Origin of the sequence: Neisseria sp. 74A18 (genome assembly GCF_001308005.1) — a bacterium.
In the GTDB taxonomy this organism is placed as follows: Bacteria; Pseudomonadota; Gammaproteobacteria; order Burkholderiales; family Neisseriaceae; genus Neisseria; species Neisseria dumasiana.
Map to the genome: position 1 here is coordinate 1 of NZ_LGZA01000044.1, position 13,960 is coordinate 13,960.

Sequence of the window (13,960 nt, forward strand, 5' to 3'; positions counted from 1 at the left end):
TCTTTAGATTGTTATAAAGATATGTCTTCAAAATATATATTTAGAGATGAAAAAAAACCATATATATATGGAGTTACTGATAAATTTAAAGAAATGGTCATAGAAAATAATTTAAAGATGCAATTTCTGGAACTATACGACAAAGATAATTCAGGGAATCTTTACTTTACTTTGAATTAGTTTTGATTTTTCCTATTCAATTAACTATACATAACAAGCTAAGCGCCTAAAACTTAGATATTTTTTTATTCTTCTGATAATTGCTTAAATATTAAGCCATGAAATCATATACCTAAGTGAATCAGACAGAAATAACCGAATATCACAGAGATGCCTTAAGCAAAAAGATTGCCCCCGTTTTACTTGTAACAATGAAATTAATGAGGATTACAACCACTTGTACTATTTCTTATTGTAAGTAAAGTAATTGTTCAACTATTTCTAAAGGAGCTTGTACTAAACAAAAGGATCAGCTGATTGTCCTACAAAAATCTTTAGGAAGGATGTTAAATAAAGGGAGCCAATTATGCGTAAATCTGATGCAACTGATGAACAATGGAAAGCAATTTTAAAAGAATACTGAAATGATGCTAGATAGTTTAAAAATTAAGTTTGAAGCTCAAAAAAAGAATTTATTTGAAATTTTAAAAAATCCAAATTTCTTTTGTGGAGGATTTAATTTGTCAAATTATTCCATTACTTTTAATAAAAATGAAGCACAGGACTTATACGAAACACAAGATCCTGATTACGCAATTTATAGTAGTTATCCTGATTTACTAGAAGATAGAACTCCGTTAACTTATTTATTTGAAGGAATGTGCGTCGAAGAAGAGGAAAAAGCAGAATATTTATGGAAGGATTATAAAAAAGAATTATGGGATTTAATTATTCTCCAACAAAAAGAAAAAAAAGATTTATTTCCTGATGAGTTTACTGATTTTGTTTATAATGATTTTTTAACTTTTGCTGCATACCGCATATTTTCTCAACAAAAAGATGAATTCATTGAACAACAAATAGAAGTTTATCAAAATGGAGGTTTTCCCTGCGGTTGGAAAGGAGAATATCCCAACGGAGAAATGGTCGTTTATTCTCCTAAATGAATAATTCAAATGTAATGAAAATTCACAGGTAAACATTAAACAATGCCTGCCTGAAAAAATTTAGTTGATCAATTTTCCAGCCTGTAGCTCTACTTTCAGATGGCCGTGGTAAGCTTTATGCCTAGCTCGATCAGGATTGTCTGTCCTTCCTTGTAACTTAAGGACAGACCTATATCTCAAAGAGTCAAAGTAGCTAAGGCACAACCTAATCTCATTCACTATTAGTATTGGTTCAATCAAAAACCTGCCTACTCTAAATACCCAATTAAAATAGCTAACAAGCATTAATTAAATAGTTTAATAACATGAATAATAATTTACAAGTTTTTATGAACCAGAAAAAAATAGCGATAGATAATAGTATAGTTATTGATTTCACAGATGATTGCCATAAACAATTAAAGGATTTTTTTGATCTTTCTAATAATAGCTATGTGTTGGGTCGTGAGGTTATATACCTAAGTGAAAAAGCGGATATAACGATAAATATTTCTCAGCAAATAGAAATTTATATTTTATTTAAAGATTTTGTTTATTTAGATGACGATATACTTAGCTCAAAAATTGTTCGCAGGTTTGTTAAGAAATATCCTATTTTGGCTTCGAGTTATGAGCTTACTAGCCCAATGAAATTGGACTTTAAAAATTCAAATATTGTATGGGATTCTTTAAGTTTCATTTACGATGCTAAACAAGCTACAATAACTCTTTTAATTACAGCATCAATTTAGGTAGGCATTTGTCAAAAATAGGAATAAAAGTAGAAAGATCGTGAGCAATTCTTTTATTAGAACGCTATTATTTATCGATTAATTATAAAGCAACATGACTCAATAGGAGTTTACTCATATGCAGTGGAATATTCCCGATATTCCGGAGATTCCGAAGCCTCAAAAGTACAAATGGAATACTTTACCTATTTGGTTGATGGTTTTAGTGTTCTTATATTTAATAATTACACCAACTTTATGGCTAATGTGGGGTAATACTGCACATTCTGTATGGTTTTGGGGAATCGTATTCTTTTTGCCTTTACTTATCTGTGCATTAGCTCGTTTTTTAGTGTTTTCGTGGGAAATGAATAACGAGCAACGTTTCTTAGCATGGGAAAAAGAAAAAAACAACATCCGGCAACGCTGGGGAACTTGGGCTCAAAAGCGTATTGCAATATTGGCATCAGGTTTTTGCCTTCCTGAAGGTTTGAGCCGGGAGGCGCTGATCACTAAAAAACAGGACATCCCTGCTATATTCGCCCGGAAAGAGGGAACTACGGATACAGAACTGAATATTTATGCTTTATTTGTGTCAGATATTTTTAAGTTGATTGAGTCTACCGGTCACAATCATATTATGGTTTATTTGACTGGTAATGCTTCGTATGACCAAGAGGTTCAAGTTAGTAAGATTAAAACAGCCGCCAGTGATTTAGGTGAGGACTGTGCCCGCTGGACATTTGCTTCAATAGATAACTCTTTAAATAAAATTAATGATTGGTTCAAAAAACGCCCAGAGGGTTTGCAAATTGTATTTTCGGTCGCTATGAACCATGAAGATTCTATGCTGTTCACCGAAAATGCTTGCTGGGTTGCTTTTACTTCTTCTGAAGAGATTAGCCAATTTAATTGGGAAGTCAAATGGTGGTTTCAAAGACCCACAAATATAGATTTTTCTAATATAGAAAATGCAGATAAAGCAGTTAGGCACTTTACTGAATTTGGCTTGGCCAATAGGAAAATAGACGCTTTATGGAATGCCGGTTTAAATTCTAAAGATATTTTGGAATTAAGAAAATTATTTGGTCAGACATTAAATAGCCAATATTTTGCATCTAATTTTATTGAATGTATGGCAAATAATAACCTATGTGGGATTCCTCCCAATATTGCATGGCTAATTTTAGCCTTGATGATAGATTCAAGCGCTTCTCAAAAAGAACAGTTACTAGCATGGCAAAAAGAAGGAAACATATTCTTGGGTGGATTGCAAGTCAATACCATTTTGTACAATGAATAAGCGGTTCAGATTGGGCCTCTTTTACCCGTTCCAAACTTATATTCTGTACATTTCAAATATTAATTTATTGGAAATACTCTGTTATTAAAAGATATGAGCTTTACCTATTAATCCTATCTGAAAATTCTTAATGATTGAATTATGCAACAACCTTTCCACTATAGTGAGCTATATATGGAACTTAAAATCCCATATATAGCATCACATACGGTAACACTTTTTTAGTATCCACGTCTATAAATATCCGAATTCTCAAACCAATTGGTTCATCCTATTTTAGATATCCCCACCAACTCCTTTGAATTTTTCCACAAATGCGTTGATTTTCTGAAAAACACTTTGTTTCTTAGTAAGGTATTGGGGATTTAAAGGACTCATTTTCGGCAAAATCTTATTGAGATCAGCGCCATTTTCACTCGCATATCCCCTCTTCAACGAAACGGTAATATAACGCTTGGTCGCTTCCTCATTTAAGTCTTCCGAAACAATTAATTCACCGGCTTCACGACGTTGCTCGCCTTGTGCAAATTGTAAAAAAGCATTGGCAACACCGTCCTTATCAGGAATATTGCCTAAATTTGTTTGATTAATAAAATCAACTAATAAAGTTTCTTTAGGGCGATTGTTCAGGCTAGCCCGGGTAATACGGATGATCTCTTCAACCAGCTCTGATTTATTCTTGACTTTTTGATTATGTTCAAAAATCAGATCTAGAATATAGTCCAAATCAATTTCTTGCGATTTTAATAAATCGACTTCAAAAACCACATCATCCCAATCAATTGTAGACAGCTCTTTCTCATTGCCGGATTTCTCACGGCGCAGCCAATCCCAAATATCGTTATATGTAGAACGATAATCCTGAATCATACGCGCACTGGGTATATCCACCGCTTCCATTGCCTGAAGATCTTCGTCTGTTAAATAATATTTTTCTTTAAACGCCTCCACGGCGGATTGATCATCGGTATCCAATTGCTGAAAAGCTTGCAAAGCGGCATATTCATCATAGTTTTGCAAAACATTGTCTACCCGCAGATATTGGCCGAACAGTTTGACAAAATCACGTTTGTCTTTTTCGGTAACAATCTCATCGGGATTGGGAAAACATTTTTGCAATTCGGCCACAACATCCAAATAACCGCGGCAAGCCTCACCGGTAACGGCATCTGTGTAGCCCTCCATATATTCCTGATAGCTTTTTTCCAGCACCATGTTTTTGGTATGCTTGTCACCGAACAAAGTAAGCGCATCAATTGTGGCTTGTTCCAAATCACGGAAGGTAACAATATTGCCAAAGGTTTTGGTAGCATCGTAAATGCGGTTGGTGCGTGAATAAGCTTGCAGCAAACCGTGATAGCGCAGGTTTTTATCCACAAACAAAGTGTTTAGCGTAGGGGCATCGAAACCTGTTAGAAACATACCCACCACAATTAATAAATCTACTTCCTGATTTTTAACGAGCAAGGAAAGATCGCGGTAGTAGTTTTGAAACGCTTTGCTTTCTACGCTGAAATTGGTTTTGAAAGTGGCGTTATAATCATTAATTGCATAGCTTAAAAATTCTTTTGCGCTGGCACTCATGGCTGAAGGTTCAAAACTTTCATCCGGAATGTCGCCTATTGCATCTTGCTCTTCGTTGGCTGTAAAAGAAAAAATCGTTGCAATGGTTAGTGGCTTTGAATGCTCTTTTTGCAGATTTTTAAGGGTAAGCGGATTAAATGGTTGATCTTACCTTTGCATGAGAGTGAGACAGACCGGCATCTCATCGGATTATCTGGTTGATGCTTCACCTACTGCTGGTGCATGTTTCCTTCGCTAATTCCAGCAAGAACCCCACACGCCTCAACTTCCCGGTCATCGTTGCAACTCGCTCTCAGTGAAACGAGTTGTTTCTCAAGCGCTTGCAGAGCGGTTATCTGCGACCGCACATGAGAGATGTGATCATCGAGCAAGGTGTTGACGGCGGTACAAGGCTGATGAGGGTCGTCCTGATAGCTCTGTAGTTCGTGAATCTCAGCCAGTGACAGGCCCAGGATTCTGCAGCGACGGATGAAGGCCAGCCCCTCACCATGCTTCTCGGTATAGACACGGTAACCGTTGTCCTGCCGATCAGGCGGCGGCAACAAGCCCTGCTGTTCATAGAAGCGGATCGTCTGTGTTTCGACTCCTACCAACTGCGCCAACTGACCAATGCGCATCAGCCTCCTCCCCAACGGATTCTTTACTCTATTGACCTTATAGTAGCTTTATAGTTTAAAATGGTACCACAACATTGTTCAAGTGGAGTCGTATCATGAGCAAATCCTGTGGTGGCGCCTGTGGCGGTGATGCAACGTCCGCAGCGGATACCGATATACAGGCCTCCTCCGAGGCGCCAGGGAGATGGGTCAGTGTTTATGCCGTGCCGAAGATGGACTGTCCATCAGAAGAACGAATGATTCGCCTAGCCCTGAACGGCTTTGAGGAGATTCGGGCGCTGTCCTTCGACTTGTCGAACCGCCGGCTGAAGGTCGTGCATGACGGCGAGGTCGAGCCCGTCACCTCGAAACTGAAGACCTTGGGGCTAGGCGCCTCGCTTCAGGAAACCGTCGCTGCAAATCCGGAGACCATCAAGGCCGCCGAGTTTTCGGCAGCTTCTGCTAAGCAAGAATCCGGGACCCTGCGCTGGTTGCTCGGCATCAATGCACTTCTGTTCGTGGTGGAAATGACTGCCGGTCTGATCGCCCGGTCCACCGGCCTGATTGGAGAATCCCTGGACAATTTTGCCGATGCGGCGGTGTACGGGCTTGCCCTTTATGCGGTTGGACATAGCGTGAAAATGCAGGTACGTGCCGCGCATCTTGCTGGTGTACTGCAACTGATCTTGGCTGTGGGCGTGCTCGTAGAGGTGGTGAGACGCTTTGTATTCGGTAGTGAGCCTGAATCGCTGGTGATGATGGCTATCGCATTCGTCGCATTGATTGCCAATACCAGTTGTCTGCTGCTCATATCCAAACATCGGGAAGGTGGGGCGCACATGAAGGCAAGCTGGATATTCTCGGCCAACGACGTGGTGATCAACCTGGGGGTCATCACCGCCGGCGCCCTGGTCGCGTGGACCGGTTCCAATTATCCGGATCTGATTATCGGCACCATCGCGGGGGGCATTGTACTTAACGGTGCCAGACGCATTTTGGCGTTGAAGGGTTAAATAATGCTCATTATTGGCAAAAAGCTCTCGCCGTATGCCCTATTGTCCATATCGGGCCTGCTGGCAGCGTCTGATCAGGCTGTAAAGTGGCTGGTGCAGCAATCAATGGCCTATGGCGAGTATGTTTCGGTGACCCCGTTCTTTAACTGGGTGCACCTATGGAACACCGGTGCCGCATTCAGTCTTTTTGCGAATGGTGGAGGCTGGCAGCGCTACTTTTTTATCGGAATCACGGTAGTGGTCTCGATTTTTCTGATCAAGCTGATCCTTGAAAATCGTCATAAAGGAGAAGCCATCGCTTACAGTCTTATCCTCGGTGGCGCCATGGGTAACCTGATTGACCGGGTCTTTCGCGGCTATGTTGTGGATTCCTTTGATTTCTATTGGCGAGACTGGCATTGGCCGGCCTTCAACCTGGCTGATATTGCAATTGTCCTCGGTGCCTTACTTTTCGTTTCCAGCAGCTTGTTGGGTAAAAAAGCAAACACCAATGCCGAGTCGGATGGATCTGACTGACACCTACGCCTATACAACACCATGACCGAACTTCCCGACAACATCCTTCACCTGCCGCAATACCAAGTACTGGGCTGCAAATCAACCGACGACGAAATGCACTTCCAGGTGGACGTGCCCGATCCCATCGCCTGCGAGGAATGCGGCGTGCAGGGTGAGTTCGTACGGTTCGGCAAGCGTGACGTTCCCTATCGTGATCTGCCCATCCACGGCAAACGGGTCACTCTCTGGGTGGTCCGCCGCCGATACACCTGCCGGGCCTGCAAGACAACATTCAGGCCCCAGCTACCGGAGATGGTGGACGGATTCCGTATGACACTGCGGCTGCATGAGTACGTGGAGAAGGAATCCTTCAACCACCCCTACACCTTTGTGGCGGCACAGACCGGCCTGGACGAGAAGACGGTGCGCGACATCTTCAACGCCCGCGCCGAGTTCCTGGGGCGCTGGCACCGCTTCGAGACGCCCCGCATTCTGGGCATTGACGAGCTATACCTGAACAAGCGCTACCGCTGCATTCTGACCAACATTGAGGAGCGAACCCTGCTCGACCTGCTGGCCACCCGCCGCCAGGACGTGGTGACCAACTACCTGATGAAGCTGAAAGACCGGCAGAAGGTCGAGATCGTCAGCATGGACATGTGGAACCCCTACCGGGCAGCGGTCAAGGCTGTGCTGCCCCAGGCCCGTATCGTGGTCGATAAGTTCCATGTGGTGCGCATGGCCAACGATGCCCTAGAGAGAGTGCGCAAGGGCCTCAGAAAGGAGCTGAAACCGTCCCAGAGCCGGACTCTCAAGGGAGACCGGAAAATCCTGCTGAAACGCGCTCACGAAGTCTCAGACCGGGAGCGCCTCATCATGGAGACCTGGACAGGCGCGTTCCCGCAACTGCTGGCCGCCTACGAGCACAAGGAGCGCTTCTACGGCATCTGGGACGCCACCACACGGCTCCAGGCAGAAGCCGCCCTGGACGAGTGGATAGCCACCATCCCGAAGGGCCAAAAGGAAGTCTGGAGCGATCTGGTCAGGGCAGTGGGAAACTGGCGCGAAGAGACCATGACCTACTTCGAGACGGACATGCCCGTCACCAACGCTTACACGGAGTCCATCAACCGACTGGCCAAGGACAAGAACCGTGAAGGGCGCGGTTACTCCTTCGAGGTGATGCGGGCACGAATGCTCTACACCACGAAGCACAAGAAGAAGGCACCGACTGCGAAGGTCTCTCCTTTCTACAAGAAAACCATCGGTTACGGACTGCCGGACTTCGCAGAGGAACTCAACTACGGAGTCGATCTATCAACCATCTGAGGGTGGTATCAGATTGATGGGGTGAAGGTGACCCATCAACCATTAAATCCGTATACCCAAGATTTGTTGTCTTTCAATTTGGGATTCAGCAGGGTATCGCCCAATTCGATATGGAATTTGTCGTAATTGATGTTGTGTAAAAACATGTTCATACGGGCGAGGTTGTAGGTAGTGTGGTTGATCTCCTGCCCGAAAAAACCTTCTTCAATCAGATGCTCGTCAAACTGCTTTTTGGCCTGCAGCAACAGAGAGCCAGAACCGCAAGCCGGATCATAAATTTTGTTGATGGTGCTTTGCCCGTGGGTGGCTAACTTGGCAATCAGTTTGGATACATGTTGTGGGGTAAAGAACTCCCGCCGGATTTTCCGGCATTGGCGGCGTAATTTGAAATCAAAAATTCGTAGGCATCACCAAAAAGGTCGATTTGGTTGTTTTGGAAATCGCCGAAATTTAATTCCGCCACACCTTTCAGCACGGCAGCCAAACGTTTGTTTTTTTCTGCTACGGTATTGCCTAAACGGTTGCTGGTGGTGTCAAAATCGGCAAACAGACCTTTGATGTCTTGCTCGGAAGGGTAGCCGTTGGCTGAGTTTTCAATTTCAGAAAAAATGTCTGCCAAATCAGTGTTTAGGCTTTCATTGTTATTGGCATTAGCCGCCACATTTTGAAAAAGTTGGCTGGGATAAATAAAATAACCTTTTGTTTTAACTGAATCTTCTTTGATTTCATCTGTGATAACGTTATCGGACAGAGTGGCATAGTCGGTATCTTCGTCATTGAAAAAGGCAGCAAAGTTTTCACTAATAAAACGGTAAAACAGGGTACCTAAAACGTATTGTTTGAAATCCCAACCGTCGACGGAGCCTCGTACATCGTTAGCAATCTGCCAAATTTTACGTTGCAATTCGGCTCGCTGTTGAGTGCTTGTCATGGTAGGTACTCCTGAAAATAGATATACAGATTATGTGTAAGTTAAAACAGGGAAGTATAGCTTAAAACGCAAAGATTGTAGGCAGAATAACTGATCCGAAAGGTTAAATATGTCGAAAATAATGATGCCTTATTTCCATTTGAAATGAGGTGTCATAAAGAAAACTGCCTGTATCATTTAGGCACAAAACGGCTGGTATGATTTCCTCCTACCAGCCGCATATTTTGATTTATGGCATTTAAGATTCTTTCTGCAATTCAGCCAAAGTAATCCCTTCATTCTTCAACCGCCTTACCGTAGGCAGCTTGCCATTAAAATGCCGGGGCGGCTCCTCCCCGGTTGTTTTCAACCATTCACATTCCATACGCTTCAGCAAACCGAATGCCTGCTGTCGCGCACCTGCGAAGCCTAATGTGCGGGAGAGCCTTTCGAACAACGCCAAATAGTCCGCTTCCGACTTGCGGACCAATGCCCGTTTTATATCCGCTTCAAAATCGCTCATGCGCTGCCCGGTATACCGCCACGACCACCGGTAAGGTTTCAACGGTTTCTTGGGGCTGTCCGGTTTGCGTTCATTCGGCAGGCGCACCAATTCATAACCGCTGCTGTGAATCCGGGTATGGCGGTTGGTGACCATCTGCCATTGCTCACCTTTGGGCAAATCGCTGTTTTTATTGCGACGGTGCAGCAAAATAAACCGGACTTTATCCGGCTCCTTATCGTGACGGTAGCACAGCAATTTTGTGCTGCTTTTACCTTTCTGACGCGCACGGTAGCGTTGTTTGGGTGTGTGATGCAGTGGGAAGTTGACGGTAAATTTATCTACCAATACAGGCAACTTTACCGTCGGCACTTCACCGCAGACGTAATACTCGTAGCCGTCCTCTACAGCATCGGCAATTCTCTGCATATAGATGGAACGGCAGGTAAAAATTAACAATCCGGTTTGGGTTTGGGTTTGGGTTTGGGATGGCATCATCTGCACTCCTCGGCAAAATGTTATGGGGAGCCGGAGTGTTTTTTCCTCTGGCCCATATAGTTTGTTCGGGCGCTATGCGCATCATCACCAAACCGGTTGGTCAACTTAGGCTATCTGTTCGTCAGCATCCTTTCTTTCGAGAAGCCACTCAACAATATCGGTATCCGATTCGAAATGCCTGGCCGCATTTCTCTCTTGTTACACCTGATCTTTTACTTTTTTGGTTTACCGTATTCAGTTGTGTTTTTGTGTTGTGTTGCAGATATCATACGCCAAATTTTAAAATTTGGGTATGTAATCAACCCACTAGGATTATCAAGGGTTAGGGCTTTATTTTTAAGTCAGGTAGGGGCAGCAAATATAGAAGAGTCCGAGATAGGGAGCCAAAGCCCCTATCTCGGCAAAAGGAGACCCCTTACAATCACCCTATCCGATGGTGCTAGCCACACCTGTTAATCGTTGGCTAGCCCCCAACGTGATGAGATCGAGATGGTCTGCCAAACCGTCCAGTTTGCCGAAGTCGTATGCACGTAATGGTGCCGGTACGACTACGAAGGGCGCTTCGGGGTGAAACTCCCCGATTCGACCCAATCCGTTTCGGCCTTCAAGAACGGGCGACAAGGAAACGGCGGCCGCAGTAATGCGGAACCGACCTGTTTGTTTGTGAAAGCCGGTAGAGTCCGGCCTGCGGGACGTATCGAAAGAGCGTGACGTATGCAACACACGACGGCTGCGGTGCAACAGAAATGTTGTAGGGCGTACGGGAGAAATCTTGGTATGCCGGCACCCGGAGAAATCCGGGGTCGTTGAGAGCTTAAGCGTGTAACGGTAGCCGAAACGGGTCGGGAAACTGATGCCGAATGGCGCTGTGTTGAATCATCCGAATACCTCATGATGGGATGAGGAGGCTGCGGACTGAATGAGCCGTAAGAAGCAAAATATCCAGTAAGTCAGGGTTTGTGGACTCTTTACCGACTGAAACCGGGTCACCGGGTAGCCGTAGGGTATGGATATTTATGTGAGGCGACAGCTAGGAATGATGCAGTAACAACAAACTAACTTGGGAAAGTCTGACTGCCCATAAAACGTACGGGTGGCACCGGCGAAAAGGGTAAAAGACCGGGAGAGTGTCTGAGTAGGAAAGCGTAAGCTGCGTACCCGAGCGCGAGTTCAGCGTGCAAAGGTAAGTCCCGTGAGGGATACGAAAGGAACGGGCAAACGAACAATCTCATCGTAATCAAACCGGATGGCATCCGGGCGTTGAACGGGCTGCCGGCTGATGACCGGCGGTTCGACCGCCGGTTGTTGAGGCGGAGCCTGTGAAGGCGAAAATCGGAGTCCGGTCACTACACACCGACCGGAATAGTTCTCGGCTTGGCCGCCGAGAACTGCCTGCACTTGGCTGTGCGGGAATAACCAATCAACACAACATACGGTAAGCCGACAGGTAAAACCGTGTATATCTATCCAAAGTCTTATCAAAGATAAAATAGATAATGAATACATAGCGGGCTTCGGCCCGCTATTTGCACTTCTGAATATATCTATTTGATTTTATTAATATAAAAACTCGATATTGCTGAGGTGTGCACCTGAGCTAATAAGGTAAAAAAATGTTTCCAATTTTCAACAAAAAGGAATTTGCGAAATGGCATTTGTATTTTTAATAAATAAAACACATATCCGTTGTCTAAAGTGTAAATTACTGTGTATGAATTTTATAAGTGAATGATTTTAAAAAATTAATCTATTGAAAGCAAAATGGGATATCTTCCTGTTACACCGTATACGAATCAGTTCTTTTATTTTTTAGAAATTAATCAATTGAAATCAAAATATTTTTCATCGTTTTTATTTGCCCTGCATCCTAACTGTATGAAAAAATTTCAATAACTTCTTGGAGCGATTTTCCAGTTTTTATGAACAGTAAACCACCAGGGAATACGGATGAAATATTATACTTTTAATCAAATAATGACTGCTTTCAATATTAAGGCCCCCAATACCGTTTATAACCGTATCAAAAGCGGTTTACTACCTGACAAGGTGCGCATAGGCCCCGCTCGGATCGGTTGGCCTGTAGATGAAGTGAATTTGATTTTAGAAGCTATTTCAGCCGGCGCCGACGATATGGAAATCAAGGCATTAGTAGTCAAAATAAATGCTGCCCGTCAAAAGAAACGGGCAGCATTGAGAGAACAATTAAAGACTATCTGTTGATTGCAGATAATGATGCAATTTATTCAATGCTTCGGCCTTTTCGTCTAAAAATTCATAGGCATTGTAATGTTTGTTTTGCACCCCACCGATACCGTGGCTTTGAAGATAGCCACGAACTTCTTGTGAAACCTTCAAGCTGGCCAATAAAGTTTCTACACCGGAGCGGGTGCGTTTCAGAGTAAAGTTTTGAATCTGCCCGTCTACCGCCTTTTTAGCCCAGTCAGACAGGGTAGTGGCGGTCATGGGGGCTTTGCTGCTGCCAAATACCCGCTCGGATAATCTCGGCATTTCTGCCAATATCACTTTGACCGGTTCAATCAAAGGCAAGTAGTGAGGCCTTGGAGGCTTGCCGGGCTTGCCTTTGCCGTCTTGCAAAACTAAATAGCTGTGATGCACATCTTTCCATTGCAACCGCACCAACTGTGCAATACGGGGTGCTCCCAATAACAAATGCAATTTCAATGAGGCTTTAATGTGTGGTTCGGGGTATTGATCAATTATTCTCCAGTAACGAAGCATCTCTTCTCCTGCCAATGGGTTTTTATCGGCACGGTTGGAAGCCGTATCAGGGGAAATAACGGCAACAGGATTCATTACTGCATTGAACGAAATAAAATGTTTAGGCAAAGACGGGTTATATTTTGCCTGCATCGCCAAAGTAAATGCTGCATGAAGATAAGAGCGGATTTTATTAGCCGTACGGCCATGTCCTCTTTCATGAATGGAACGAAGAATCAATGCAATTTCATCCGGTGTAATTTGATTTGCCGGCATATCAATAATGGCGGGATGGGCTTTAAAGACATTTTTATCCAAATCGGTTCTTACACTGTGCGCAGAAACGCGACCTTTACTTTTTAAATAATCCATATAAGCTGCCAATAGGTTTCCTAAAGTCAGGACAGCCTCTTCCTCGACTACTCCTTTTTCTGCTGACTGGCTCAAATTGCTTATTAATGCTTCTTGACGTTTCAGCGCTTTCTGCTCTTTCAAATAAATGGAATAACCGCCTTTAGCTTCATATTCAAGATGTTTATCTGCCATTTGTGCTGCTACTCGTGCAGCGCCTTCGATACTGTAGCCGATTCGTGAAGGGTTAATCGCCATACGGGGATGGTTAGGATCAAAACGTCCAATCGCAAAACGATTGGTTTTACCTTTAAAGTAAGCACGAAAATAGAAATTGATGCCACGCTTTCCGTGTAGAGCTTCCAAAGAACCACAGGGAACAATTTTACGTACAAATACCCATTCACCTTCCGAAGAGGCCAATATACGTTGTCTGTCATCGAACATAAATCTAACCGTCTAAAATTAAAAAACAGTATTATTTTAAACAAAATTTAGACGGTTTCAAGTTGAGTGCTGGTTGATATTGAATGATAAGAATTTACAGAATAAATTGATTAACAACATGTTTTATTTGAAAAATTGATACTGTTAGAATTTGAATGAAATTTATAAATACGGACTGTTAATCCGCAGGTCCCTGGTTCGAGCCCAGGTCGGGGAGCCAAATAAATTAAAAGATAGGCCGCAAGCAATTGCGGCCTATTTTATTTTGGGGCTGACGTAGATTAGCAGTCATGATAGGCTGCCAAAATGAAGATAACCCACTGTAAGTTAAAGAAGAGTCTGCAAAGAAAACTGCTTGAATATTTTGTATTGGAAGTAACCGCACGTTCTGCTGC

At 43.5% G+C, this 13,960-nt stretch carries 10 protein-coding genes and 4 pseudogenes; 9 read left to right on the top strand and 5 right to left on the bottom strand.

Going from position 1 to position 13,960, the window contains the following annotated elements; all coding sequences use genetic code 11:
• From AKG43_RS13440 to AKG43_RS10970, 4 genes and pseudogenes are all read left to right on the top strand, one after another.
• Positions 1-180, top strand: a pseudogene (locus tag AKG43_RS13440) (hypothetical protein); the annotation flags it as partial.
• A gap of 404 nt (positions 181-584) precedes the next feature.
• Positions 585-1,106 (top strand): hypothetical protein, encoded by a 522-nt coding sequence (locus AKG43_RS10960; RefSeq protein ID WP_054600589.1) that lies wholly within the window; start codon positions 585-587, stop codon positions 1,104-1,106.
• A gap of 305 nt (positions 1,107-1,411) precedes the next feature.
• Positions 1,412-1,837, top strand: a complete 426-nt coding sequence (locus tag AKG43_RS10965; RefSeq protein WP_054600590.1) for a hypothetical protein — start codon at positions 1,412-1,414, stop codon at positions 1,835-1,837.
• Between the two features lie 118 nt (positions 1,838-1,955).
• On the top strand, positions 1,956-3,119 hold the full coding sequence (locus tag AKG43_RS10970) for a hypothetical protein (RefSeq protein WP_054600591.1): 1,164 nt from the start codon (positions 1,956-1,958) through the stop codon (positions 3,117-3,119).
• A gap of 276 nt (positions 3,120-3,395) precedes the next feature.
• On the opposite strand, the pseudogene AKG43_RS10975 reads toward AKG43_RS10970, so the two are convergent.
• A pseudogene (locus AKG43_RS10975) lies at positions 3,396-4,823 on the bottom strand (type I restriction endonuclease subunit R); the annotation flags it as partial.
• 89 nt (positions 4,824-4,912) lie between these two features.
• The gene (gene cadR / locus AKG43_RS10980) at positions 4,913-5,320 is read right to left on the bottom strand and encodes a Cd(II)/Pb(II)-responsive transcriptional regulator (protein WP_007148576.1); all 408 of its coding nucleotides are present in this window, start codon (positions 5,318-5,320) and stop codon (positions 4,913-4,915) included.
• Positions 5,321-5,415: 95 nt separating this feature from the next.
• On the opposite strand from cadR, the gene AKG43_RS10985 reads away from it, so the two are divergent.
• From AKG43_RS10985 to AKG43_RS10995, 3 genes are read left to right on the top strand one after another with little or no spacing between them, the layout of a single operon-like run.
• Complete coding sequence (locus AKG43_RS10985; protein WP_004364974.1) at positions 5,416-6,312, top strand: cation transporter; 897 nt, start codon at positions 5,416-5,418, stop codon at positions 6,310-6,312.
• 3 nt (positions 6,313-6,315) lie between these two features.
• Complete coding sequence (gene lspA / locus AKG43_RS10990; RefSeq protein ID WP_027013448.1) at positions 6,316-6,828, top strand: signal peptidase II; 513 nt, start codon at positions 6,316-6,318, stop codon at positions 6,826-6,828.
• 21 nt (positions 6,829-6,849) lie between these two features.
• Positions 6,850-8,139: an ISL3-like element ISPpu12 family transposase gene (locus AKG43_RS10995; RefSeq protein WP_004574636.1), complete on the top strand. Its 1,290-nt coding sequence runs from the start codon at positions 6,850-6,852 to the stop codon at positions 8,137-8,139.
• 62 nt (positions 8,140-8,201) lie between these two features.
• Here AKG43_RS10995 and AKG43_RS11000 read toward each other — a convergent pair.
• Positions 8,202-9,070, bottom strand: a pseudogene (locus tag AKG43_RS11000) (type I restriction-modification system subunit M); the annotation flags it as partial.
• Positions 9,071-9,308: 238 nt separating this feature from the next.
• Positions 9,309-10,049 (bottom strand): hypothetical protein, encoded by a 741-nt coding sequence (locus AKG43_RS11005; protein WP_054600592.1) that lies wholly within the window; start codon positions 10,047-10,049, stop codon positions 9,309-9,311.
• Positions 10,050-11,996: 1,947 nt separating this feature from the next.
• Here AKG43_RS11005 and AKG43_RS11010 point away from each other — a divergent pair.
• Positions 11,997-12,269 (top strand): AlpA family transcriptional regulator, encoded by a 273-nt coding sequence (locus tag AKG43_RS11010; RefSeq protein WP_054600593.1) that lies wholly within the window; start codon positions 11,997-11,999, stop codon positions 12,267-12,269.
• Here AKG43_RS11010 and AKG43_RS11015 read toward each other — a convergent pair.
• Positions 12,252-13,565, bottom strand: coding sequence for an integrase (locus AKG43_RS11015; RefSeq protein ID WP_156300668.1), 1,314 nt, complete (start codon positions 13,563-13,565; stop codon positions 12,252-12,254). The two genes, AKG43_RS11010 and AKG43_RS11015, sit on opposite strands and share 18 nt — an antisense overlap.
• Positions 13,566-13,871: 306 nt before the next feature.
• On the opposite strand from AKG43_RS11015, the pseudogene AKG43_RS12870 reads away from it, so the two are divergent.
• Positions 13,872-13,960, top strand: a pseudogene (locus AKG43_RS12870) (IS1595 family transposase); the annotation flags it as partial.

Coding starts and splice junctions, on each gene's coding strand:
- AKG43_RS10960 (WP_054600589.1), top strand. CDS start 585: ATGATGCTAGATAGTTTAAAAATTAAGTTTGAAGCTCAAAAAAAGAAT.
- AKG43_RS10965 (WP_054600590.1), top strand. CDS start 1,412: ATGAATAATAATTTACAAGTTTTTATGAACCAGAAAAAAATAGCGATA.
- AKG43_RS10970 (WP_054600591.1), top strand. CDS start 1,956: ATGCAGTGGAATATTCCCGATATTCCGGAGATTCCGAAGCCTCAAAAG.
- cadR (WP_007148576.1), bottom strand. CDS start 5,320: ATGCGCATTGGTCAGTTGGCGCAGTTGGTAGGAGTCGAAACACAGACG.
- AKG43_RS10985 (WP_004364974.1), top strand. CDS start 5,416: ATGAGCAAATCCTGTGGTGGCGCCTGTGGCGGTGATGCAACGTCCGCA.
- lspA (WP_027013448.1), top strand. CDS start 6,316: ATGCTCATTATTGGCAAAAAGCTCTCGCCGTATGCCCTATTGTCCATA.
- AKG43_RS10995 (WP_004574636.1), top strand. CDS start 6,850: ATGACCGAACTTCCCGACAACATCCTTCACCTGCCGCAATACCAAGTA.
- AKG43_RS11005 (WP_054600592.1), bottom strand. CDS start 10,049: ATGATGCCATCCCAAACCCAAACCCAAACCCAAACCGGATTGTTAATT.
- AKG43_RS11010 (WP_054600593.1), top strand. CDS start 11,997: ATGAAATATTATACTTTTAATCAAATAATGACTGCTTTCAATATTAAG.
- AKG43_RS11015 (WP_156300668.1), bottom strand. CDS start 13,565: ATGTTCGATGACAGACAACGTATATTGGCCTCTTCGGAAGGTGAATGG.